The organism is Agrobacterium sp. rho-8.1, assembly GCF_033957725.1.
Taxonomy (GTDB): Bacteria; Pseudomonadota; Alphaproteobacteria; order Rhizobiales; family Rhizobiaceae; genus Agrobacterium.
The window spans coordinates 455,973-477,802 of sequence record NZ_CP192788.1 but is presented as its reverse complement, the minus strand read 5'-3'; the positions used below and the strand labels follow the sequence as shown (position 1 = coordinate 477,802).

Annotated in this window: 17 protein-coding genes and 1 tRNA gene; 8 read left to right on the top strand and 10 right to left on the bottom strand. The window is 57.0% G+C overall.

Going from position 1 to position 21,830, the window contains the following annotated elements; translation table 11 throughout:
- Positions 1 to 13: 13 nt before the first annotated feature.
- Complete coding sequence (locus RMR21_RS02350) at positions 14 to 751, top strand: 16S rRNA (uracil(1498)-N(3))-methyltransferase (protein WP_498669120.1); 738 nt, start codon at positions 14 to 16, stop codon at positions 749 to 751.
- 137 nt (positions 752 to 888) lie between these two features.
- Positions 889 to 2,262 carry a glutamate--cysteine ligase gene (locus RMR21_RS02345; RefSeq protein ID WP_498669119.1) on the top strand — a complete coding sequence of 458 codons (1,374 nt, stop codon included), beginning with the start codon at positions 889 to 891 and terminating at the stop codon, positions 2,260 to 2,262.
- A gap of 135 nt (positions 2,263 to 2,397) precedes the next feature.
- Here the strand turns inward: RMR21_RS02345 and RMR21_RS02340 are convergent, their stop codons facing one another.
- Positions 2,398 to 2,679, bottom strand: a complete 282-nt coding sequence (locus RMR21_RS02340; RefSeq protein ID WP_498669118.1) for a DUF1127 domain-containing protein — start codon at positions 2,677 to 2,679, stop codon at positions 2,398 to 2,400.
- Between the two features lie 190 nt (positions 2,680 to 2,869).
- Between RMR21_RS02340 and RMR21_RS02335 the strand changes: the two genes are divergently transcribed.
- The gene (locus RMR21_RS02335) at positions 2,870 to 3,820 is read left to right on the top strand and encodes a LysR substrate-binding domain-containing protein (RefSeq protein WP_498669117.1); all 951 of its coding nucleotides are present in this window, start codon (positions 2,870 to 2,872) and stop codon (positions 3,818 to 3,820) included.
- 4 nt (positions 3,821 to 3,824) lie between these two features.
- Here RMR21_RS02335 and RMR21_RS02330 read toward each other — a convergent pair whose 3' ends face one another.
- The 4 genes from RMR21_RS02330 to RMR21_RS02315 all read right to left on the bottom strand — a co-directional run bounded on the left by RMR21_RS02330 (position 3,825) and on the right by RMR21_RS02315 (position 8,009).
- Positions 3,825 to 4,703 (bottom strand): dienelactone hydrolase family protein, encoded by an 879-nt coding sequence (locus RMR21_RS02330; RefSeq protein ID WP_498669116.1) that lies wholly within the window; start codon positions 4,701 to 4,703, stop codon positions 3,825 to 3,827.
- Positions 4,704 to 4,816: 113 nt separating this feature from the next.
- A complete protein-coding gene (locus RMR21_RS02325; protein ID WP_498670214.1) occupies positions 4,817 to 5,218 on the bottom strand; it encodes an MAPEG family protein in 402 nt (133 codons plus the stop codon).
- 108 nt (positions 5,219 to 5,326) lie between these two features.
- Entirely contained in the window at positions 5,327 to 6,832 is a 1,506-nt protein-coding gene (guaB, locus tag RMR21_RS02320; protein WP_498669115.1) for an IMP dehydrogenase, read from the bottom strand.
- A 175-nt stretch (positions 6,833 to 7,007) separates the two neighbouring features.
- Positions 7,008 to 8,009 carry an MBL fold metallo-hydrolase gene (locus RMR21_RS02315; protein WP_498669114.1) on the bottom strand — a complete coding sequence of 334 codons (1,002 nt, stop codon included), beginning with the start codon at positions 8,007 to 8,009 and terminating at the stop codon, positions 7,008 to 7,010.
- 195 nt (positions 8,010 to 8,204) lie between these two features.
- Here RMR21_RS02315 and RMR21_RS02310 point away from each other — a divergent pair, with 195 nt between their 5' ends.
- The gene (locus tag RMR21_RS02310) at positions 8,205 to 9,602 is read left to right on the top strand and encodes an MDR family MFS transporter (RefSeq protein WP_498669113.1); all 1,398 of its coding nucleotides are present in this window, start codon (positions 8,205 to 8,207) and stop codon (positions 9,600 to 9,602) included.
- Between the two features lie 28 nt (positions 9,603 to 9,630).
- Here RMR21_RS02310 and RMR21_RS02305 read toward each other — a convergent pair whose 3' ends face one another.
- The 3 genes from RMR21_RS02305 to RMR21_RS02295 all read right to left on the bottom strand — a co-directional run bounded on the left by RMR21_RS02305 (position 9,631) and on the right by RMR21_RS02295 (position 12,160).
- Positions 9,631 to 10,356, bottom strand: coding sequence for an RlmE family RNA methyltransferase (locus tag RMR21_RS02305; protein ID WP_498669112.1), 726 nt, complete (start codon positions 10,354 to 10,356; stop codon positions 9,631 to 9,633).
- 1 nt (position 10,357) lies between these two features.
- The gene (locus RMR21_RS02300) at positions 10,358 to 11,899 is read right to left on the bottom strand and encodes a Ppx/GppA phosphatase family protein (protein WP_498669111.1); all 1,542 of its coding nucleotides are present in this window, start codon (positions 11,897 to 11,899) and stop codon (positions 10,358 to 10,360) included.
- A 184-nt stretch (positions 11,900 to 12,083) separates the two neighbouring features.
- Positions 12,084 to 12,160, bottom strand: a tRNA-His gene (locus RMR21_RS02295).
- Positions 12,161 to 12,557: 397 nt separating this feature from the next.
- Here RMR21_RS02295 and RMR21_RS02290 point away from each other — a divergent pair.
- The 4 genes from RMR21_RS02290 (at position 12,558) to RMR21_RS02275 (ending at position 19,890) form a co-directional block, all read left to right on the top strand.
- The gene (locus tag RMR21_RS02290; RefSeq protein WP_498669109.1) at positions 12,558 to 16,175 is read left to right on the top strand and encodes an ATP-binding protein; all 3,618 of its coding nucleotides are present in this window, start codon (positions 12,558 to 12,560) and stop codon (positions 16,173 to 16,175) included.
- A 144-nt stretch (positions 16,176 to 16,319) separates the two neighbouring features.
- Positions 16,320 to 17,960, top strand: coding sequence for an ABC transporter permease (locus RMR21_RS02285; protein WP_498669108.1), 1,641 nt, complete (start codon positions 16,320 to 16,322; stop codon positions 17,958 to 17,960).
- Positions 17,961 to 18,080: 120 nt separating this feature from the next.
- Positions 18,081 to 19,178 (top strand): GSCFA domain-containing protein, encoded by a 1,098-nt coding sequence (locus RMR21_RS02280; protein WP_498669107.1) that lies wholly within the window; start codon positions 18,081 to 18,083, stop codon positions 19,176 to 19,178.
- Positions 19,171 to 19,890 (top strand): hypothetical protein, encoded by a 720-nt coding sequence (locus RMR21_RS02275; RefSeq protein ID WP_498669106.1) that lies wholly within the window; start codon positions 19,171 to 19,173, stop codon positions 19,888 to 19,890. Before RMR21_RS02280 ends, RMR21_RS02275 begins: the two co-directional genes overlap by 8 nt.
- Positions 19,891 to 20,104: 214 nt before the next feature.
- Here the strand turns inward: RMR21_RS02275 and RMR21_RS02270 are convergent, their stop codons facing one another.
- Both RMR21_RS02270 and RMR21_RS02265 read right to left on the bottom strand, forming a co-directional pair.
- A complete protein-coding gene (locus RMR21_RS02270; RefSeq protein ID WP_498669105.1) occupies positions 20,105 to 20,917 on the bottom strand; it encodes an ABC transporter permease in 813 nt (270 codons plus the stop codon).
- A gap of 4 nt (positions 20,918 to 20,921) precedes the next feature.
- On the bottom strand, positions 20,922 to 21,830 hold the full coding sequence (locus tag RMR21_RS02265) for an ABC transporter permease subunit (protein WP_498669104.1): 909 nt from the start codon (positions 21,828 to 21,830) through the stop codon (positions 20,922 to 20,924).

Below are 21,830 nucleotides of genomic sequence, written 5' to 3'. Positions count from 1 at the left end.
TTCAAAGAGAAACATGCGCGCCAATTTCCGAATGCAACGGCTTTTCGTCAGCCAGTCCCTCAATGCCGGCGGGGCGTTCGAGACAACCAGTGACCAGTTCAATTATCTGGCCAATGTCCTACGCATGGCGGATGGCGCCGAAATCCTTCTGTTCAATGGTCGTGATGGAGAGTGGAAGGCCGAACTTTCCTATCCCACACGCAAAAAGATACACCTGACGGCCACCCAGCAGACACGGCCGCAACCGGCCGCATCAGACCTTCACTATCTCTTCGCCCCGCTGAAAACAGGCCGTATGGACTATGTGGTGCAAAAGGCAGTGGAGATGGGGGCCGGAGTTCTTCAACCTGTCTTGACGCAACATGTTCAAGGCAAGATCAACAATCTCGACAAGCTGCGTGCGAATGTCGTGGAAGCGGCGGAACAATGCGGCATCCTGGCCGTGCCGCAGGTCGAAGAGCCTGTCAGGCTGAAAGATCTTATGGAAACATGGCCCGCAACCCGTCGGATCATTTATTGCGATGAAGGCGACGAAGGGCAAAATCCGTTGCCCGTTCTCAACCGTATTGAGGAGCAGCATATCGCCTTGCTGGTTGGGCCAGAGGGTGGATTTTCGGATGAGGAGCAGTCCTTGCTGCGTAACCACCCATTTGTCACACCCATTCCGCTTGGCCCCCGCATCCTGCGGGCTGATACGGCAGGGGTTGCAGCGCTTGCGGTCATTCAGGCGACGCTGGGTGACTGGAAATAGTGGACCAAGAGGCACGGTTAGGGCGCAAACAAACGCGCTCAAACCATGCTTGAAAGAAATTCATTTGCGTGCGGCGATGCGGCACCCTATCAGCGAATTCAAAGCCTCACAGGCAACATCGACCATAAGGTAATTTCATGGCCCGCGACACGACCGACCAGACACCCATTTCCTCGGCACAGGAATTGATCGACTATCTGGCGGAAGGTTGCAAGCCCGTCGAGAAATTTCGCATCGGCACAGAGCATGAGAAATTCGCCTTCTTCAGGGACGGCAACAAGCCGGTGCCCTATTTCGGCGACGCCAGCATCTCCGCTTTGCTGAAAGGTATGCAGGCTAAATTGGGCTGGGAACCCATCATTGATGAGGGCAACGTCATCGGTCTTAGCGAACCCTCTGGCATGGGCGCGATTTCCATCGAACCCGGTGGTCAGTTCGAACTATCCGGCGCACCCTTGGAAAACCTGCATGAGACCTGCAAAGAATCCAACCGACACCTTGCCACGGTACGCGAGATCGCCGAGCCCATGGGCATCCGCTTCCTCGGCATTGGTGGAAGCCCTCTGTGGACCTATGACGAAACACCGCAAATGCCGAAATCCCGCTATGCTATCATGACTCGCTACATGCCGAAGGTCGGCACGCAGGGTCTTGATATGATGTACCGCACCTGTACGATCCAGGTGAATCTCGATTTCTCGTCGGAAGCAGATATGCGTCGCAAGATGCGCGTTTCGATGAAATTGCAGTCCGTTGCGACTGCGCTGTTTGCATCCTCGCCTTTTACGGAAGGCAAGCCGAACGGGCTGCTTTCCTGGCGCGGGGACATCTGGCGCGACACGGACAATCGCCGCTCTGGCGTTCTGCCTTTCACGTTCAACGAGGATTTCGGCTTCCGGCATTATGTCGAATGGGCGCTGGATGTACCCATGTATTTCATCGTGCGCGATGGCCGATATCGCGACTGTACGGACATGACCTTCCGCCAGTTCATGAATGGCGCGCTGAAGGGTCAGATTTCCGAGTGGCAACCCAATCTGGGCGATTGGACCAATCACCTGTCGACGCTGTTCCCGGATGTTCGTCTCAAGCGCTTCCTCGAAATGCGGGGAGCAGACGGCGGCCTATGGCGTCGCATCTGTGCCCTGCCCGCCTATTGGGTCGGCCTGCTTTATGATGACAGCGCGCTGACCGCTGCCGACGAATTGACAAAGGACTGGACCGTCGAAGACGTTATCGCCATGCGCGACACCGTGCCGGTTCAAGGTTTGAAGGCGACTGTCGCAGGTCTTTCCTTGATGGATGTCGCGCGCGAAACCGTTTCGATCTCACGCGATGGCCTGCGCAACCGCAAGCGTCTCAACGAAGACGGACAGGACGAAAGCGTATTCCTGAACCCGCTGGACGAAGTTCTGGCCAAGAAAGCGACAATGGCTGAAGACCTGTTGACCGCTTACAATGGTCGCTGGAACAAGTCGGTGCTGCCGGTGTTCGACGAGTACCAATACTAGAGCGCTTCCCTGTTCAATGAAAACGCTCTAAAATCCGACACTATAAAAAACCCGGTGCAGCTCGAGGGCAGACACCGGGCAAAGGCAGGGCGTATTGGCAAATCACCCTGCGGGGGAAACTGAATGGGCCGAAGCTTACAAAGCTTTTGCAGCCGCCATTCTGGCACAGCGCGCAAGCCGCGTTGTCGGATCGTCCATGAGACCGGTGTCAAGCGCCTTTTTGAGATCGCCCCGTGTCAAACCGATATCGGCCAGTTGATGGTCATCCATCTCAAGCAGGCTATTGGCGGCGATACGGTTGGCAATGCGGCGCAGAACCATCAGGGACCACTTGCCAGCACCTGCCACGACCTGTTCAAAGGTCGCCGTGCGTGGTGCGATCAAACCCAGTTCCATCTTCCGTTCTGCCGTGCGCATGACACTCTTCCTTTAATGAGGCACGATGAGGCACTGCCTATACACCCACGTGTAAGGCCGCCGGTTCGGTCATCGGCGGATGACCAATTGGTTGTCGGTGTTTATGGCGTCAAAATGTCGCAAGACCATTGATCAGTCCAACGAATGTTTCTAATGTCAGTCATCAATCATTCTTATGGATCGCAAAGCCATGTCCTCACCCCTCGATATTGATCAGCTGCACACCTTCATTGCCATCATCGATTCCGGCAGCTTCACCAAAGCGGCAGACAGGGTGTTCAAGACGCAATCGGCGGTTTCGATGCAGATGCGGCGTTTGGAAGAACGATTGGGCAAACAGCTATTTGCGAAAGACGGGCGTGGAAACAGGCTGACGGCAGAAGGCGAAAAGCTGATGCATTATGCTCGCCGTATCATCCGGCTTAACAACGAGGCCGTCGCCGCTTTCGATGACAACCGGCTGGAAGGCACGTTGCGTATTGGCACACCGGATGATTATGCCGACCGCTACATGCCCGAAATCATCGGGCGTTTTGCCAAGACGCATCCCAATGTCGAGCTTTATATCGTGTGTGAACCATCTGTCAGCCTCGCGGAGAAGATGGCGCGTGGCGAGCTGGATATTGCGCTGGTTACTCATAACCCGCGCACTCGCGCATCGGATATCGTCCGCACCGAGCCGCTCTGCTGGGTAGCATCCGCAAATCATCCCTTGCGCGATGACGTTCCGGTCCCGCTCGCCGTTGGGCGGCGTGATTGCCAGTGGAGACAATTGGCTGCCTCCGCACTGGATGCAGATGGCCGTGATTATCAGGTCCTGTTCACAAGCTGGTCGTCTACCGTCATCGCCGCAGCCGTTCTCGCTGGTATGGCCGTCTCAGTCCTACCGGAATCAACGCTTCGAACAGGTATGAAAGTGTTGACGGCAGCGGACGGCTTTCCACCTTTGCCGCCTGTACAGATAGGCCTGATGAAGCGCCCTGGCCTTTCGCCATCGCTCATCAATGCGATTACCGACCATATCACCGCCTGCCTCGACAACATATCGCTCGCCTCCGCTCCTGACGAGCTGGATGAGGATATGAAGGCGTTTCCGAAACTCGCCCGTGCACGCACCGGCCAGTTGGCTCCGGGCTGGTGAAGGGTCAACTCAGATTTTTGCGGAAAAAGTCGATCGTTCGGCCCCAAGCCATATCCGCAGCTTTCTTGTCATAGCGCGCGCTTGACGTATCGTTGTTAAAGGCGTGATTGACGCCGTCATAGACGAAGATTTCGAACGTCTTTCCATTCGTTTCCAGTGCCTTGCGATAGGCGTCGATACCCGCATTGATGCGCTCATCAAGGCCGCCATAGTGGAGAAGTAATGGTGCCTTAATGGCGGGAACGTCAGCCACCGGGGGCTGCGCACCATAATAGGCAACGCCTGCGTTCAGACTTCCTGATTTTGTCGCGAGACGGTTGACGAGACCACCGCCCCAGCAAAAGCCGACGGCACCGACCTTGCCATTTGCGCCATCGCGCTTGGAAAGCCATGCACGTGTCGCTTCCGCATCGGCAACGGTTGCAGCCATATCGAGACTGCTGAACATTTCGCGAGCCTTGTCTTCGTCTGCAGGCGTACCGCCCTGCCCGGACAGAAAATCCGGTGCGAGCGCCACAAAACCCTCGAGAGCCACCCGACGCGCAACATCGCGGATGTGCGCGTTGAGGCCACGGTTCTCGTGAATGACGATGACCGAACCGAGCGACGCAGATGCGTTCTTAGGGGTAGCGAGATAGCCCCTCATGTCACCGTTTGCGCCGGGATAGGTGATATCTTGGGCTGTTAGACGTTCATCCGCTTCAGGAACGATAGCTGCCTGTGCGCCGCTTGCGCCCAACAGAGGCGCAATTGTCGCGGCAGCCGCACCGGAACCTGCCAACAGCGTCAGCTTTTCCATGAATTTACGGCGATCCAGGCTGAGATGTGTGTAGTCGTCATAGGCATCGATCATGGCCTGGGTGATCTTCGGCTCGTCCGTCATCTTGCTCTCCCGCGTAAACCGTTGTGCACGACAGTAACGCAAAGTCGGAAAAAGCGATGCAACTCGGGGATTTCAGTGAAACAACTTTTCGCGATCATCCCAGGCTTGCGAAACTACTCGAGTGCCAGCCAGACTGCCAGCCAGCCCCACATGAGGACCAGCGCTACGAAGCTAACGACAAAGGATGGCCCGCGATATCGCAGGCGGTTGCTGGTGACATGCACATAGGAATGCGCGTAACGCCCGGCAACAAAAATCCATGCGAAGAGGATAGTCGCTATGTTGTCGGCATCCGTGATGTAGAGCAGCAGGCACACCGCATGAAACAACATGGGCATTTCGAACTGGTTGGCAATGTTCTTGTTCACCAACCGGCTTTGCAGCGCCTCTTCGCCCGCATCGCGAAAACGCTTGAAAGCATCCTTGTCGGTAAAAGTATATTTTTTTCGGCGAATGAAAAGAAGCACATAGAGACCGAAGACCAGAAAGGCGTGAGCGATCATGGGCCAGAACATTGCGGTCGTCGGGGACATTTTCTTGCTTCCTTTTCAGCAAAAAACGCTCCCCGAACAAGCATTCGGAGAGCGTCGATTTATTGGCATATCATATCGCTGGACGATAGATCAAACTGCGCCTGGATAGTTCGGGCTCTCGCGAGTAATGGTCACGTCATGGGCGTGGCTCTCGCGTAGGCCCGCACCGGAAATACGCACGAAGGTGGCGCGCTCCTGGAAGTCCTTGATGGTGCCACCGCCGACATATCCCATGGCAGCTTTCAGGCCACCAGCCAGTTGGTGCAGTACACCGGATACCGGGCCCTTGTATGGCACCTGACCTTCGATACCCTCCGGCACCAGCTTCAGCGTATCGCGCACTTCCGCCTGGAAGTACCGGTCTGCCGAGCCGCGTGCCATGGCGCCAACGGAACCCATGCCGCGATAGGCCTTGAACGAACGGCCCTGATACAGGAACACTTCGCCCGGGCTTTCATCGGTGCCAGCCAATAGCGAGCCGATCATGACGGCGGATGCACCGGCCGCAATGGCCTTTGCAAAATCGCCGGAGAATTTGATGCCACCGTCGGCGATGACGGGGATATCGGCTTCACGTGCGGCCTCAACCGCAGACATGATGGCCGCGAGTTGCGGAACGCCGACACCGGCGACGATGCGTGTGGTGCAGATCGATCCTGGCCCGATGCCGACCTTGACGCCATCGGCGCCTGCATCGATCAGGGCCTTGGTGCCGTCAGCGGTTGCGACGTTTCCGGCGAGAATGCGAACAGAATTCGACATCTTCTTGACCTGCGTGACGGCATCCAGAACGCGCTGCGAGTGACCATGCGCGGTGTCCACCACCAGAAGGTCAACACCGGCGGCAATCAGACGCTCGGCGCGCTCAATCGCATCGGCACCAACGCTGATGGCAGCGGCGGCACGCAGGCGGCCCTGCGCATCTTTTGTGGCGTTGGGGTTGAGCTGTGACTTTTCGATATCCTTGACAGTGATGAGGCCGACACAATTGCCAGCGCTGTCAACGACCAGCAGCTTTTCGATGCGGTGCTTGTGCAAAAGGCGACGGGCTTCCTGCTGATCGACGCTGCTTTCCTTGACGGTGATCAGGTTTTCCCGCGTCATCAATTCATAGATTTTCTGGCCGGGATCAGATGCAAAACGTACATCGCGGTTGGTCAGGATGCCGACGAGGCGGCCTGTCTTGTGGCCACCGGAGCCACCATTTTCGACAACCGGAATACCGGAGATGCTGTATGTCTTCATCAACGCCTGCGCTTCGGCAAGCGTGGCATCGGGGCCAATCGTCACAGGGTTGACGACCATGCCGCTTTCGAACTTCTTGACCTGACGAACCTGCTCGGCCTGTTCGACAGGAGACAGGTTGCGGTGGATGACGCCGATACCGCCAGCCTGCGCCATAGCGATGGCAAGACGCCCTTCCGTGACCGTATCCATGGCGGACGACAAAATCGGCAGGTTGAGCTCGATGTCCCGGGCGATGCGGGTCGAGATATTCGTCTGGCCGGGCATGACTTCGGAATGACCCGGCTGAAGCAGTACGTCATCAAACGTCAGAGCATCGAGACCGGTGGGTGTTTCAATAATGCGAGCCATGGCCAAATTCCTAATTTGAAAATGCAAGCCGTTCCGGAGGGAAAAGTCCACCGGCGGCCCTGCAAAGGATTGCTTGGAAGTTGGCGAGGGCTGGTAACACGTTCATGACAGGAAGGGAATAGAAAAAACCCGGAAACACGTTCCGGGTCTTGCTGTTGCCGCGCTGCCGCAGATGTCAGATGTCGAACTGGTACGACTTCGGCACGAAGCGGTAGCCCACATCCTGACGTTCGGCATAACCGACGGATGGGAACGGCATGTGATAGCCCAAGAACGGCAACCGGTCAGTGGAGACCATGTCGAACACCTTCTTGCGGCTGGTGGCGGCGGCGGCCTTGTCCATGTCGAAACGCACTTCCCAGTCCGGACGTTGAAGCGACAGCACGAAGTGGTTCGCCGTATCGGCCGTCAGCACCAGATGCTTTCCTTCAGACTCGATATGAAAAATCATATGGCCGGGCGAATGGCCGAATGCCGCAGAGCTGGTGATACCGGAGACAACCGTTGCCCCATCGCCGATGAAGGTTGCTTTTTCAGCCAGTGGCTTGACGTTTGCCAGCACTGCTTTCTGTCCCCCCTCAGCAGGTGTTCCGACACGCTTCGGGTCCGTCCAGAAATCATATTCGACCTGACCCATGACGTACCTCGCATTCGCAAAGGCGGGAGCGCCTTTTTCCATGAGACCGCCGATATGGTCTCCGTGCATGTGCGTCAGCACGACCACGGTTACGTCTTCAGGCTTGTAACCTGCGGCAGTCAGACCTTCCAGCAAGCGGCCATTGCCCGCTTCCCGACCGCTCTCGCCGAAGCCGGTGTCGAACAGGACGAGATCAGAGCCGGTGTTGATCAGCGCTGGCGAAAAGCCATTAACGAATTGCTCCGTCGGCAAAAAGTTTTCCTGCAAAAGCGCGTCGATGGTTTCGGCGTTCTGATTGGTGCCGAAGGTCTCGCCCGGCTTGCCCGAAGGGCGCGAGCCATCCTTGACGACGAGAACTTCGAAATTTCCGAGTTTGAAGCGATTTGTTTCGGGTGGCATAGCGTGATCGACTTTCATGGATGTTTGCGGTTGGGTGGCCTGCGCGAATGCTGTTCCACGCAGCACGAAGGGTGCAGCCAGAGCGCCAAGCCCTGCGGTGGCAAACAAATTGCGCCTGCTCATCGTCAATAAATTCTTCATGAAATCCTCCGGTATTATTCGCCTCTGCTCGACAGCATTAGCACTGGTGAACGCCGAGATTGTGCAGAAAGATCCATCTCACACAGACGTGATGGAAATCTCTAAATTGCCGAATGTTTAGTTGGCAAACCGCACGCACAGGCGTAGGTAGCAGTCAACGACTTTATCAGGATGCGGTCCTCCCGCAATCATCCCATGAACCGCGTCATTCCGCTTATACTTGCCGTTGCTCTTTTCATGGAGCAGATGGATTCCACCGTCATCGCGACATCCCTGGCGGCGATTGCTGCCGATTTGCATGTCGGACCGATTACGCTGAAGCTGGCGTTGACCTCCTACATGGTGGCGCTGGCGATCTTCATTCCCATCAGCGGGTGGATGGCAGACAAATTCGGCGCCAAGAAAATCTTCCGCATCGCGATCGCCATTTTCGTCATTGGCTCGATCTGCTGCGCGGTTTCATCGTCCGTCGTTGAATTCGTCGTCTCCCGCTTTCTCCAGGGCATGGGCGGCGCGATGATGACCCCGGTCGGGCGTCTGGTTCTTTTGCGCACCACGAAACGCTCCGAACTCGTCTCCGCCATGGCGCTGCTAACGATCCCCGGCCTCGTTGGGCCGCTCACCGGCCCACCCATCGGGGGCTTCATTACGACCTATTTCTCATGGCACTGGATATTCCTCATCAACGTGCCCATCGGGGTGCTGGGAATATGGCTGGCGACGATATATTTGCCGGAAATCGAAACGACCAATCCCCCGCCAATGGACACAAAAGGCTTCATCCTGTCAGGCATTGCCGCATCAGGCGTCGTCTTCGGCGTTTCAGTGGTCAGCCTGCCGGCGCTACCGCCCTATGTCGGGATATTGACAACCATTATCGGTTTTATGTGCGGGTATTGGTATATACGGCACGCCAGAGCTCACCCCGCGCCGATCCTCGATTTCAAGATCTTTCGCAATCCCACGTTCCGTGCAGCCTCGGTGAGTGGAACCGTCTTTCGCATTTCGACCGGCGCCATTCCCTTCCTCATGCCGCTAATGCTGCAGATCGGATTTGGGCTCAACCCGTTCCAGTCGGGCATGATCACCTTTGCCGGCGCTATTGGCGCTATCACCACCAAGTTCATGGCCCGGCGCGTGTTCGCAGCGACTGGCTTTAGAACCATTTTGATCGGGGCTGGCATTGTTGGGGCCTTTACCACCGCCGCCAACGCATTCTTTACGCCGGATACGCCCTACCCGCTGATCATGATCTTTCTGGTGACGGCAGGCTTTGCACGGTCGTTCTTCTTCACAGGCACGAACGCGCTTGGCTATTCCGATATCGACGATTCGCAGGCAAGCCAGGCGACTTCTATGGCGTCCGTGTTGCAGCAGATCAGCCTCGCGCTCGGTGTGGCTTTTGCCGCCACCATTCTCGAAGTCAGCAGCTACATCTCCGGAGAACACCTGCAGCTTGCGGACTTCCACACAGCCTTCACGGTCGTCGCCATCGTGTCACTGCTTGCCATCCTGCCGCTGATTGCGATGGACCGGAGTGCAGGCGCCGCCGTGTCTGGACATCGCGACAAGTCCTCACAGCCAGCGGAATAAGATGTGGCGAGTGGCGTCTATTCCGTTTCTAGTCGTCACCCTGCGCGGCCGGCTCGGCTGGCTTGCGGCCTTTAAAGTGCTTGGCCAGCAGGAACATTTCTACGGATTCGGAGCGCGATGAAGCCGGCTTGATGTGGATGACCTGCTTGAAATTCTGCTTCAACATATCCAGCAGCGTTTTCTCAGTCCCGCCCTGGAAGGTCTTGGCCAGGAAGTGACCGCCCTCGGCCAACACCTGCACCGCAAAATCCGCCGCAACTTCGCACAGATGCATCGTCCTGATGTGGTCGGTCTTCTGGTGACCCGTCGTGGGCGCAGCCATGTCCGACAGAACGAGATCCGGCGTTCCACCGACGGATTCGATCAAAAGGTCCGGTGCGCTGGGGTCGAGGAAGTCGAGATGCAGGATCTTGACGCCGGGGATAGGGTCGAGTTCCAGGAAGTCGATCGCAGCGACGCGGATATCGTCTTCCGTCGAATCGGTGACCTTGGCGGCAATCTGCGACCAGCTTCCCGGTGCCGCACCCAGATCGATGATGCGGCGTGCATCTTTCAAAATCTGGTGCTTGTCGTTGATCTCAAGCAGCTTGAAAGCTGCACGTGCGCGGTAGCCCTCGAGCTTTGCACGCTGGACATAGGGATCGTTGATGTGACGCTCGATCCAGCGGCGGGAAGACGGCTTCAGCTTTGCCTTCTTCACCTTCTGGCCGATCTTGCGTCCGGTACGGTTGGTACTCGTGGGCGCCTTGCTCATATCAAACTTTCCGTTCCGCTGTGCCTTGCATCTGTGCCCGGCGAATTCGTGTACGGCGCCAGGCGCCATCATCTGCCATCATATCCGTCAAAAGCCCCTCGCGAAGCCCCCTGTCGGCAACCCGCATGCGCCTGGAAGGCCAGCGCTTGCGAATAGCCTCCAGAATGGCGCAACCTGCGAGAACCAGATCCGCACGATCAGGCCCGATACAGGCATTGGCAGCGCGACCGGCGAAATCCCAGGCCAGCAACTTGTCCTGCATCGCGGTAACCTCATCATCCGACAGCCAGAGGCCGTCCACCTTGCGGCGATCATAGCGCGGCAGATCGAGGTGCACACCGGCAAGGGTGGTGACTGTGCCCGACGTTCCGATGAGATGGAAATCCTCGTGCGCGATTTCGCCCAATGGCGGGCAATCGAACGCATCCAGCAAGCCCTCGACCTCGCCGACCATGGCAGCAAAGACCTCTGGGGTTACATCGCGCCCACCATGGCGTTCCGATAACGTGACGACGCCAACCGGCAGCGAGGTCCAATGCGTGATATGGTTGGCCAGCCGGTTGGAGCGGTTTTCGCCCACACGGATAACCGCGATTTCTGACGATCCACCGCCGATGTCAAACAACACAACAGAGCGCGCTTCACGACCCACAAGCGATGCACAGCCAGACACGGCCAGCCGCGCTTCCGTTTCACGGCTGATGATTTCCAGTTGCAAACCTGTCTCGCGCGTCACCCGAGCCAAAAAGTCTTCACCGTTTGCCGCCGCACGGCAAGCTTCGGTCGCGATCAAGCGCATGCGACGGATGGAGCGCCCTGCGAGCTTGGATGCGCACACGCGCAAAGCTTCGACAGCGCGATCCATCGCATCATCGGACAAGCGTCCCGTGGATATCAGGCCCTCACCCAGTCGCACAATCCGCGAAAAGGCATCCACGACGCGGAATTGTCCAGGGCGTGTCGGCTGGGCAATCAGGAGGCGGCAATTGTTGGTACCAAGATCGAGCGCGGCATACATATCCGCGCCACCGTCGAAACCAGTATCGCGATAGTTTGTCTGCGCACGCGCATGGGGACGGCCATGGTCAACCAGTGACGGCGCATGACTGGCAGAAGCTGAGCCATTTTGCCGAACACAGGCTTTTGGGGCGTGAGTTGGCACAAGTGGTCTGCCTTGCGGCCCGCGATGATTGCGTTTTCCGTTGCGGGCTTTGCGCTTGCCCTGAGCATTTGGCGTCTGGGAGACCTGTTCGCTACCGGCCGTGGCAACGACGGCCTCTTGCGGCGGCTTAGCGCCACCCTGCCCGCGTCTACGACGCTTGCGCTTCTTTGGCTCCGAGTCTCGCTCTTGAGCGCCGTGTGATGGGGAATCCACTTGAGACTCGGCACCGTGAAGCTGCGGAGAAGACCCAGCGTTACGGGCCTTGCCGTTACGCCTGCTTTTGCCACGACGGGAACGCTTCGCATTCCCTTTTTCCACCGCCGACTCCCCTGATTCCGACGGCTTTGGGCCGTTGCCGGGGTCGATCACTGTCTTGTCCATTCCGCCGCGCGAAAGCTTGAAGCGATGCTGCTGGCGTCCATTAGGTTACGTTGACGCAATCATACCAGCGCGCGCCATTTTAGCCAACCGATTTTTGAAAGGGGATGAAGCGTGAAGATATTGAGGTCACGGCGAGAAACGCTGAACACGCGTAAAATCCACCGTCAGTAACGAGAGAAAAAAATGGTACGGTTGGGTGGGGTCGAACCACCGGCCTCAGGAACCACAAACCTGCGCTCTAACCAACTGAGCTACAACCGCATATGAAACGCCGCGGCGGCGTCACTTCGGCTCACATACGGCAAGTTTTGAACCTTTGCAAGTCCTTCGACAATTTTTGCCGAAAATCCGCGGAAAAGGAAACCGCTCTTCATCCCGTCATTCGTCGCTCGATAAAAAGCTCGGGATTGCTGCCCAACATTGATGAAGGACAGTTGCAAAACACTGTCGTAGACCGCACATTCGAGGGGATCTGATAAGTATCCAGATGGTCGGCGCATTAACTGTGTTTGGCAATTCCCACAGCTTATGATGGACCGATCCACGCTGGGAAGTTATTTAAGATTCTGTTAACATCAAGCCGATGCAGGCTGTATGATGCCTTATGACGAGGTCGTGCGGTTGCGTGAGGTCAGGTCGTGCCAGAATAGGTTTCCACATGCCCGCCGTTCAATACCCATTTATCGACATTGCAGTTCATGAGCGTGTGCGCGAACATTTTGGCCGCGGTGAGGCCATGGCTCTGTTTTCGATGGACTTGCAAAACACACTGTGGGCCAATGGACGTGGTGCTGCCCTGTTTGGCACCCCGATGATCTATGATTTTCTGGAGCGCGGACCAAAACCGCAGGATGTCACCTACCGCCAGCTGGCAGCAACAGTTGCCCGACTGACGCAGACCGGAGACAGTCAGCAGTTCAACATCCGCGTCCATTCCGGCTTCAAAAGTGTATCGACCGTTGCCACTGCCGAAATCATCGAGGCGGAAGCCGGGCAACAGGCTATCCTGTTTTCCGCGCCGATCGATCAGGCGACGCTGTCGCTGGAGGAGCGTGCACGTCGGATGATCGAAGGCTTCGACGATCCGGATGTTCACATGGCCGTGCTGGACGCAGACAGCAAAATCATCGCGGGATCGCCAGGGTTTTCAGCGCTGGGTATCACGGCTGGAACGACCCGCACGCTTATTTCGATGGCGTCGGTGCAAGCCGGCAAGCTGGTCAAACGACCGGTGCCAGCAGGAAAAGGCTATCTGCCAGCGGCGGTCGGCCAGCTGTCGAGAGAGCCTGAACTCAACCTTCTGTTTGTCGTCGAAACCGTCATCGGAACACTCGATCCTTCGAGCGAATTCACCGAAGCCAAACTGGACCTGCATGAAAGCTTGCCAATCATCGATGCCGCGCCGGTGGTCGAAGAGGTTCAGGAGCAGGGACCCCAAGACGTAACGGACGTTCCAGTGCCCTTGGAACAGATCGAAGGGAGCACCGAGCCACAAGACGAAAGCGACGATATCGAGACCGCTGTCGATCCGGATGCGGACGAAGAGGAGCCCGCTGAATTCGAAGCTCACGCTGAGGCAGAGCCTGTTACCCTTGCCCATCCAGACGAAGAGCTGGATGTTGTGGACCACGTTTCTCCGCTCGCAGATGCCGACGAACCCGAGTTTCCGATGGTTGCCCAGGAGGTCATGGAGGTGTCCGCGCAGGACGCAGCCGTGCCCGTTTCTCCCGAGCCTCCGGTCGCCGAAGAGCCTTTGGCAAAAGAACAGGACACCCGCGAAAACAACACCTTCGTCTTCGAACCCAACCGACGCGCGTCACGATTCGTCTGGAAGATCGATGCTGCGGGTCATTTCACCTCGATTTCGCATGAATTTGCCGATGCTGTCGGCCCAAATGCGGCAAACGTCGAAGGCATGAGTTTTGCCGACCTTGCGGCCCTGTTCAATCTCGATCCCGACGGCAAAATTGCCGACCTCCTGAACCGGCGCGATACGTGGTCTGGAAAGACCATTTACTGGCCGGTGGAGGGTACGTCGCTGACCGTGCCGATCGATCTGGCGGCACTGCCGACCTATACACGCGCGCGCGGATTCGATGGCTTCCGAGGCTTCGGCATCGTGCGCTTGGCAGATGCGGTCGAGGATACCAGTGCTGTGGGTTTGACCCTGGTCAACGATGCGCGCTCGGACGCCGACGTTTTCGATGTGGCGCGAGACCGTGCAGTTGACGAGACTACGGTGTTTTCTCTCCCGGAGAACAATGAGGATGTCGCGACATTTCTGAGCGAAGACGGGCATGCTGAACGGGAAGACGCGACAGAGGAGCAAGACGAAGCGCCGCGTCGCTACGAGCCGCCAGAAAACGAAGTTCCAGCGCTGAAAATAACCGAAACGCCGAACCGACGCTTTTCCGACAAGATCGTTCGTCTCGAAGAGCGCCGTAGCAAGGGCCTGGACGAACTGAGCGCCAGCGAGCAGGCAGCGTTTCAGGAGATTGCCCGCACACTGAAGCCCGTCGCCACGGAAACCTTAGACTTCGTGTCGACTGACGAACAGGAACAGGACGTGATCGATATTGTGAAGGCTCCTGAGCCCGCCACACCTCCCGATCACGGGCCGGTGTCTTCGCCATCTGATGACGACGATTTTGCCGATTACACCCGTGGCGATGAACCGGTCATCTTTTTGGCACCGCAAGTGCCGCCACGCGTCGCAAACGAGGAGGATGATGAAACGGCGGCGGAACCATTCGCGCCGCTTCGAACCGGCTCCTCTCTGACAGCAGAAGCCGTGGACCAGATGCCTATTGCACTCTTGATCCACAGCGGCGATCGACTGATCCATGCCAACCCCGAATTCCTGCGCCTCACCGGCTATCGCAATACCACCGAGCTGGCAGACGTCGGCGGTCTCGATGCTCTGCTTCAGCGTGATGAGCTTGACGCGATGGCGGACCATGCTGGCGGGATGATGGCGGTCAGTGTCGACAATGATCTGATCCCGGTCAGGGCACGCCTGCAATCGGTACGTTGGGAAGACGCCAGCGCCTTGATGCTCTCCCTGATCCCGACGGAGGAGAAGAGTGCGGCGCCCCTGCCCGCCAATGAAAACCGGTTGGCAGATGACGCAGACGCAGGCATTGAGCTGGTCGAGTTGAAAGGGCAGATCGAGGAGCTGCATTCCATCTTGGAAACCGCGACCGATGGCGTTGTTCTGCTGGATGAGGACGGTAACATTCGGTCGCTGAACCGATCCGCCAGTGCACTTTTCAATTATGATAATGGTGAGGTGGCCGCCAAGCCTTTCGTGACGCTGTTTGCCCATGAAAGCCAGCGCGCTGTGCTGGATTACCTATCAGGTCTCGCCAATAATGGCGTCGCAAGCGTGCTGAACGATGGCCGTGAAGTGATTGGTCGCGAGGCGTCCGGTGGTTTTCTGCCATTGTTCATGACCATCGGCAGGCTCAAATCGTCCAACGGTTATTGCGCCGTCATTCGCGACATTACCCAATGGAAGCGGACCGAAGAAGATTTGCGCAACGCCAAGCGTGCGGCAGAAACTGCAAACGGCCACAAAACTGACTTTCTGGCGCGCGTCAGCCATGAAATTCGCACACCTTTGAATGCCATCATCGGTTTTGCCGACTTGATGGCAACGGAGCGTTTTGGACCGGTCGGCAACCCTCGCTACATAGAATATTCCAACGACATCGTGCGGTCCGGCCGCCATGTTCTGGATATCGTCAATGATCTTCTAGATATATCAAAGATCGAGGCAGGCCAGATGGATGTGGAGTTCAAGGCTGTGGCCCTGAATGACACCATTGCAGAAGCCGTGTCGATCGTGCAGCCACAGGCAAACAATCAGCGCGTTATCATTCGCACAGCCTTGTCGCCCTCGTTGCCACAGATCGTTGCCGATCTTCGCTCCATAAAGCAAATCATGCTCAACATTTTATCGAACGCCATCAAGTTCACCCCGTCAGGTGGGCAGATCGTGGTTGCAACGGCCTATGAAACCAATGGCAGTGTGGTCTTGCGTATCAGGGATACCGGCATCGGCATGACCCGCTCGGAGCTGGAGCATGCCATGAAACCCTTCCGTCAGGTGTCTGCATCCAGCAGCCGCGTGCGCGGGGACGGGACTGGCTTGGGCCTGCCGCTGACCAAGGCGATGGTGGATGCCAACAGGGCCAATTTTTCGATTACGTCTACGCCGAACGAGGGAACGCTGGTGGAAATCAGCTTTCCTTCGCAGCGCGTGCTTGCGAACTGAGGTAATAGGAGACTAGCAATGGTGTGAAGCGTCATCGCGCGCCACACCATTGATGTCTCCGCACCGGTGAACACCGGTGACGCAAGGATAAGATAATTGCCGCTGGCTTCACATTCGTCTGTCGTTTTGCGATCCAGAGAACATATGGCGTCGGGATTATCGCTCGGCACCGTGTTGCTCGCGCTGATCATTGCCATGCCTCTGATTGCGGTATTCTGTATAGCTGCTACCGGCGGAACAGATGGGTGGCGTCATTTGCTGGTGAATGTGTTGCCGCACGCAGGCGGGCAAACGCTGATGCTGCTGGTCCTCACCGGCGCGACAACTGCCTTTTTCGGTATCATCTCTGCATGGCTTGTCAGCACTTTTCAGTTTCCGTTCCGCCGCCTGCTTTCTCTGGCACTGGTGTTGCCGCTGGCGATTCCCTCCTATCTCGCAGCCTATGCCTTTGGTGAGTTCCTGGATTTTACCGGGCCGGTGCAAAGTGTCGTCCGCATGCTCTTCGGATTTCAAACCATCAGAGACTACTGGTTTCCCGATATCCGTTCGCTTGGCGGAGCGGTCCTGGTACTAAGCTCGGTACTTTACCCTTATGTCTATCTGTCGGTCAGAGCAGCCTTCGGCTTGCAGGGACGGTTTGCAGCGGAAGCAGCGAGAACGCTGGGCGCAAGCCCCATGCGAATCTTTCTGTCGGTGCAATTGCCAATGGCACGCCCAGCCATCATCATCGGCCTTGCACTGGTTTTGATGGAAACGCTCAACGACATCGGCGCGGTGGAGTATCTCGGCATTCGCACACTGACCTTCGCCATCTATGAGACATGGCTCAACCGTGGCAATCTTGGCGGTGCAACCCAGATCGCCTCGATCCTCATCATCATCGTTGCCACACTCATTATCGTTGAGCGGAAAGCGCGCAGCCGACAGCGTTTTTCCAGCGCCAAATCCACTGCAATGACGCAGCGTTCCGGGTTGAAGACACTCGCTGCCGGTCGCGGATGGGCGGCAACAGGATTTTGCGTTCTGCCTATTCTTTGTGGCTTTGCAATCCCCGTCCTTGTCCTAGGTGGCTATGCCATCAAACGGCTTGGCGCTCTGTCAGACCCCAAGCTTTTAAAGGCGCTGGCGCACAGTGTGGAGGTTTCGGCATCTGCAGCGCTCATCACGCTCGTCTGCGGCTTCGCCTTTGCCTATGTCCAACGCGTCAATACGTCGCCGATTGCGCGTTCGGCCAGCCGCTTAGGCTCGCTTGGTTACGGTATTCCCGGCACGGTCCTTGCCATCGGCGTTCTGTTGCCGCTGGCTGCATTGGATAATGCCATGGATGGTTTTTTGCGCTCGCATCTCAACTACTCCACGGGACTTCTGTTATCGGGAACAGCCTTTGCAATTATTTATGCGCACAGCGTCAGGTTCATGACGCTGGCAGAAGGCAATATCGACGCGGGCTTGCAGAAGCTTTCACCGCATGTGGACATGGCCGCCCGGACACTGGGGCGCACCCGCTTTCAAACACTCATCCATGTGCTTTTACCCAACATTCGCCCGGCGGCCATAACAGCTACATTGCTGGTTTTCATCGAATCCTTGAAAGAATTGCCCGCGACCATCATGTTGCGTCCCTTCAATTTCAACACGCTGGCCACGCTGGTCTATGAGGATGCATCACGTTCGCGCGTTCAGGACGCCGCCCTCCCCGCTTTGATCATCATCGCTGCCGGTCTCATTCCGGTGCTTCTCGTCTCGCGGTCTCTCGACGACAGGCACGGAGCGATTGGACACTAGAGCGCTTCCGTCAGCCTGAAGAAAGCTCCACCACCTATTGTTCAGCAGAAAGTCAAAGCAGTTCAGTTCTATCATCCTGCCGTTCCGCTCTGACATGCAGATGAGGCCTGGAGGTTGAAGATGGGTGCAGAGACCACAAAGAACGGCGCGGCGGAAACGCGCGGCGACAGCCACCCCTACTGCGCTCTGCCCGAGCGCGCGATTTGGCGCAAAGCCGTTGCAGAAACCCATGCAATGCAACTGGACGATCTCTACCGTAGGAAGTTCGATATCTCGGTGGATATGGCGATTTCCACGGCTGGAAGTTGCTTTGCCCAGCACATTTCCACGTCCCTGACGAAAAACGGCTTCGGCTTCCGAGATTTTGAACCAGCCCCACCACTTTTTCCACGGGCGATGGCGAAGGCCTATAATTACGGCGTCTATTCCGCCCGTTATTGCAACATTTACAGCGCACGTCAGTTGGTCCAAACCTTCGATAGGGCATTCGGCCGGTTCGTTCCGGAAGAACCCGCCTGGATCAAAGGTGACGGTGTGGTCGACCCGTTCCGTCCGCTTCTGGAGCCTGAACCTTTTGGCAGCCAGGCAGAAATGGAGCGCGCGCGCCACTCGCATCTGGCGGCAACCCGCATGCTTTTCGAAAAGACGGACGTCTTTGTCTTCACTCTGGGCCTGACGGAGGCGTGGGTTTCGAAGCGCGATGGTGCCGTGCTACCGCTTTGCCCCGGCACTGTTGCCGGTCGGTTTGAGGACAGCGAATACGCGTTCAAGAACTTCAACTACTTTGAAATTTTTGAGGACCTTGTGGGCTTCATCACCCGGCTACGCGAGATCAATGCCGATGTAAAATTCGTGTTCACCGTATCGCCGGTTCCCCTTACGGCCACGAAAAGTGACCACCATGTCCTTGCTGCCTCGCTTTATTCCAAATCCGTTCTGCGTGCTGTGGCCGGCCACATCGCTGACGAGGCTGGATTTGTGGATTATTTCCCCTCCTACGAGATCATTGCGGCACCCTCCATGCGCGGCATGTTCTACGATCCGAATCTGCGAACCGTGACAGCTGCCGGTGTGGACTATGTCATGTCGCATTTCTTCAGGGAACATCACGGAAGCGAAGGTCCGACAGGCCCCACCGTGAACAAGCCCAGAGCCATGGGAGACCATGAAGCGGTCTGCGAGGAAATGATGCAGGCGCAGGAACTCGGTTATGCTTGAGATCGTCGGAGATTCACACGTCATCGCACTTGCTGATGCCATGCGGCTGGGTTCCTGTGTCAGCTCTCACGGACCGGTTACGCTTGCCCAAATGGGTCACGGCTACAATTTTCTGGAACCGTTTTTTGCGTTTGACGGAGAGACGGTATCCTTTACGCAGCCCCCGGCAATAGCGGTGTTCGAGAAGATCAATCCGGATGCGCCTTCCGTCATCGTCAGACACGATCCGCGGCGGTTCATATTCATGTTCGGCCTTTATCCCAGCTTTGGTTTCGACGCCAAAAACTGGATGACCCACACCGTGGCAGCATGGTCACGGGATCGCCACTTCGTGTCGACACGCGCTTTCGATCTGATCATCGACGAAACGCTGAAAGAACCCATGGCGTTCTTTCAGGCGCTTGTCGGCCTGAATGTCCGCTTCTCCGTGGCATCCTGCAGCCCAGTGCCCGCAAGCTATCAAAGGCTGGCTGGAAAAACCAATTTCGCGGATGGCGAAGTTGCCTTCATCTACAACCGTTTTCGCGACCACGCCGTGGCGCAGTTGGCAGCGATGGGTGTCATGTGCCATCTCCCACCAGCAGAGGTTTATGACGAGAACGGTGCGATGCACGATATCTTTGCCAAAAGTCCCGGTGACTACCACGCCAATCCAACCTATGGCCGTCTGATGCTGGACAAATTACTCGGTGAGCTGGAAGCCGTCTCATAAGAGCAAAGAAAAGGCAGCCGAGGCTGCCTTGAGAGTTGTGCTTGTAACGAGAGCAGGAATAAAAACGGACGTCATGTCTTTTGGGCCACCGGCCCGCTCACCCTCTCATCGAGTGCACCCACGTTAGGCCTTATGTGCAGCAACTCCATTTAACAAATTGTTAAAACACGGACCGCCTGTTTCATAGACGAGAATTCCTAAACCACCGAAAGAGTTAGCCTTTTACAGCGTCATGTTCATCGCGCATGCGCTGCAGCTCAGAGCGCTTCGAGGCGATGGAAGCGCAGATCACGCCGACGGTGACAAGCGCAATCAAAATCGTGCAGATGGCGTTGATCTCAGGTGTCACGCCAAGGCGCACCTGCGAGTAGATCTTGATCGGCAGCGTCGTTGCTCCCGGCCCCGTGGTAAAACTCGCAATGACCAGATCGTCCAGCGACAGGGAAAACGCCAGCATCCAACCGGCCACCACGGCGGGGAGAATGAGCGGCAGCGTAATACGGAAGAACGTCTTCACTGGCGGGCAGCCGAGATCGAGCGCGGCTTCCTCCAAACTACGATCAAAGGTCAGCAAGCGCGATTGCACGACAATGGCGACGTAGCACATGGTGAAAGTCGTATGCGCGATAACCACCGTCCAGAACCCGCGATCCACACCGATGGACACGAAAAGCAGCAGGAGCGACAGGCCAGTGATGACTTCCGGCATCACCAGAGGCGCATAGATCATACCCGAAAAGAGCATACGACCCGGAAAGCGGGTAAAGCGCGTGAGCGACAGGGCTGCGAGGGTGCCGAGAACCGTGCCGATGGTAGCGCTGAGCAGCGCGACGCGCACCGTGATCCAGGCGGCATCCATCAGCCCCTCGTTGGACCACATGGAACTGTACCAGTGCAGCGAAAAACCGCCCCAGACCGTGACCAGCTTGGACGCGTTGAAGGAATAGACCACCAGAATGATGATCGGGATGTAGAGAAAGGCAAAGCAGAGGGTGAGAATGGTGGTGTCGAACTTGCCGCGCTTCATGAGCTTACACCACCTTCTTCTGTTGATTCTGGAAGATGGCGATCGGCACGACGAGCACGAGCAGCAACAGAACGGCAACGGCAGATGCCAGAGGCCAGTCGCGGTTGCCGAAGAATTCCGTCCACAAGGTCTTGCCGATCATCAGTGTTTCCGCCCCGCCCAGCAGATCGGGGATGACGAACTCGCCGGTGATGGGAATGAAGCAGATCATCGATCCGGCGATCACGCCCGGCAAGGACAGCGGGAAGGTGATTTTCCAGAACGCTTTCCAAGGCGGGCAACCCAGATCGTTGGCGGCTTCCAGAAGCGTATTGTCCAGCTTTTCCAACGCCGCATAGAGCGGCAGCACCATGAATGGCAGGTAAGAGTAGACCATGCCGATGAAGACTGCCGTATCGGTCCGAAAGATATTAACCTGTTGATCAGGCCCCAGAATGCCGATCGTCTGAAACAGGACCGTCAACAGGCCCTCCGGCTTCAAGATCCCGATCCAGGCGTAGACGCGAATGAGAAACGACGTCCAGAACGGAAGAACGACAAGCATGACCAGCGTCGGGCGAATGGCGCTGGGCGCGCGCGCCATGGCCAGCGCCATGGGATAACCGATCAACAGAAGGAGACCGGTGGAAATGAGCGCGATGCGCAACGAAGACAAATAGGCTTCCACATAGAGCGGATCTTGCGTGAGGAAGAGGTAGTTTTCGAAATCGAGTTGCGCGAAAAAGTCGCCGATCTGGGCAAAGCCATCGAACACCGGCACATAGGGCGGCATGGCGATGGCTGTATCGGAAAGCGAAATCTTGACGATGATGAGGAAGGGGGCGACAAAAAACAGCACAAGCCAAAGATATGGAACGGCAATGACCAGCCAGCGCATGGGGCTCTGTCGGTTATCCGGAGACGAAATCGCCAT

Coding starts and splice junctions, on each gene's coding strand:
- RMR21_RS02350 (WP_498669120.1), top strand. CDS start 14: ATGCGCGCCAATTTCCGAATGCAACGGCTTTTCGTCAGCCAGTCCCTC.
- RMR21_RS02345 (WP_498669119.1), top strand. CDS start 889: ATGGCCCGCGACACGACCGACCAGACACCCATTTCCTCGGCACAGGAA.
- RMR21_RS02340 (WP_498669118.1), bottom strand. CDS start 2,679: ATGCGCACGGCAGAACGGAAGATGGAACTGGGTTTGATCGCACCACGC.
- RMR21_RS02335 (WP_498669117.1), top strand. CDS start 2,870: ATGTCCTCACCCCTCGATATTGATCAGCTGCACACCTTCATTGCCATC.
- RMR21_RS02330 (WP_498669116.1), bottom strand. CDS start 4,703: ATGACGGACGAGCCGAAGATCACCCAGGCCATGATCGATGCCTATGAC.
- RMR21_RS02325 (WP_498670214.1), bottom strand. CDS start 5,218: ATGTTCTGGCCCATGATCGCTCACGCCTTTCTGGTCTTCGGTCTCTAT.
- guaB (WP_498669115.1), bottom strand. CDS start 6,832: ATGGCTCGCATTATTGAAACACCCACCGGTCTCGATGCTCTGACGTTT.
- RMR21_RS02315 (WP_498669114.1), bottom strand. CDS start 8,009: ATGAAGAATTTATTGACGATGAGCAGGCGCAATTTGTTTGCCACCGCA.
- RMR21_RS02310 (WP_498669113.1), top strand. CDS start 8,205: ATGAACCGCGTCATTCCGCTTATACTTGCCGTTGCTCTTTTCATGGAG.
- RMR21_RS02305 (WP_498669112.1), bottom strand. CDS start 10,356: ATGAGCAAGGCGCCCACGAGTACCAACCGTACCGGACGCAAGATCGGC.
- RMR21_RS02300 (WP_498669111.1), bottom strand. CDS start 11,899: ATGGACAAGACAGTGATCGACCCCGGCAACGGCCCAAAGCCGTCGGAA.
- RMR21_RS02290 (WP_498669109.1), top strand. CDS start 12,558: ATGCCCGCCGTTCAATACCCATTTATCGACATTGCAGTTCATGAGCGT.
- RMR21_RS02285 (WP_498669108.1), top strand. CDS start 16,320: ATGGCGTCGGGATTATCGCTCGGCACCGTGTTGCTCGCGCTGATCATT.
- RMR21_RS02280 (WP_498669107.1), top strand. CDS start 18,081: ATGGGTGCAGAGACCACAAAGAACGGCGCGGCGGAAACGCGCGGCGAC.
- RMR21_RS02275 (WP_498669106.1), top strand. CDS start 19,171: ATGCTTGAGATCGTCGGAGATTCACACGTCATCGCACTTGCTGATGCC.
- RMR21_RS02270 (WP_498669105.1), bottom strand. CDS start 20,917: ATGAAGCGCGGCAAGTTCGACACCACCATTCTCACCCTCTGCTTTGCC.
- RMR21_RS02265 (WP_498669104.1), bottom strand. CDS start 21,830: ATGGCGATTTCGTCTCCGGATAACCGACAGAGCCCCATGCGCTGGCTG.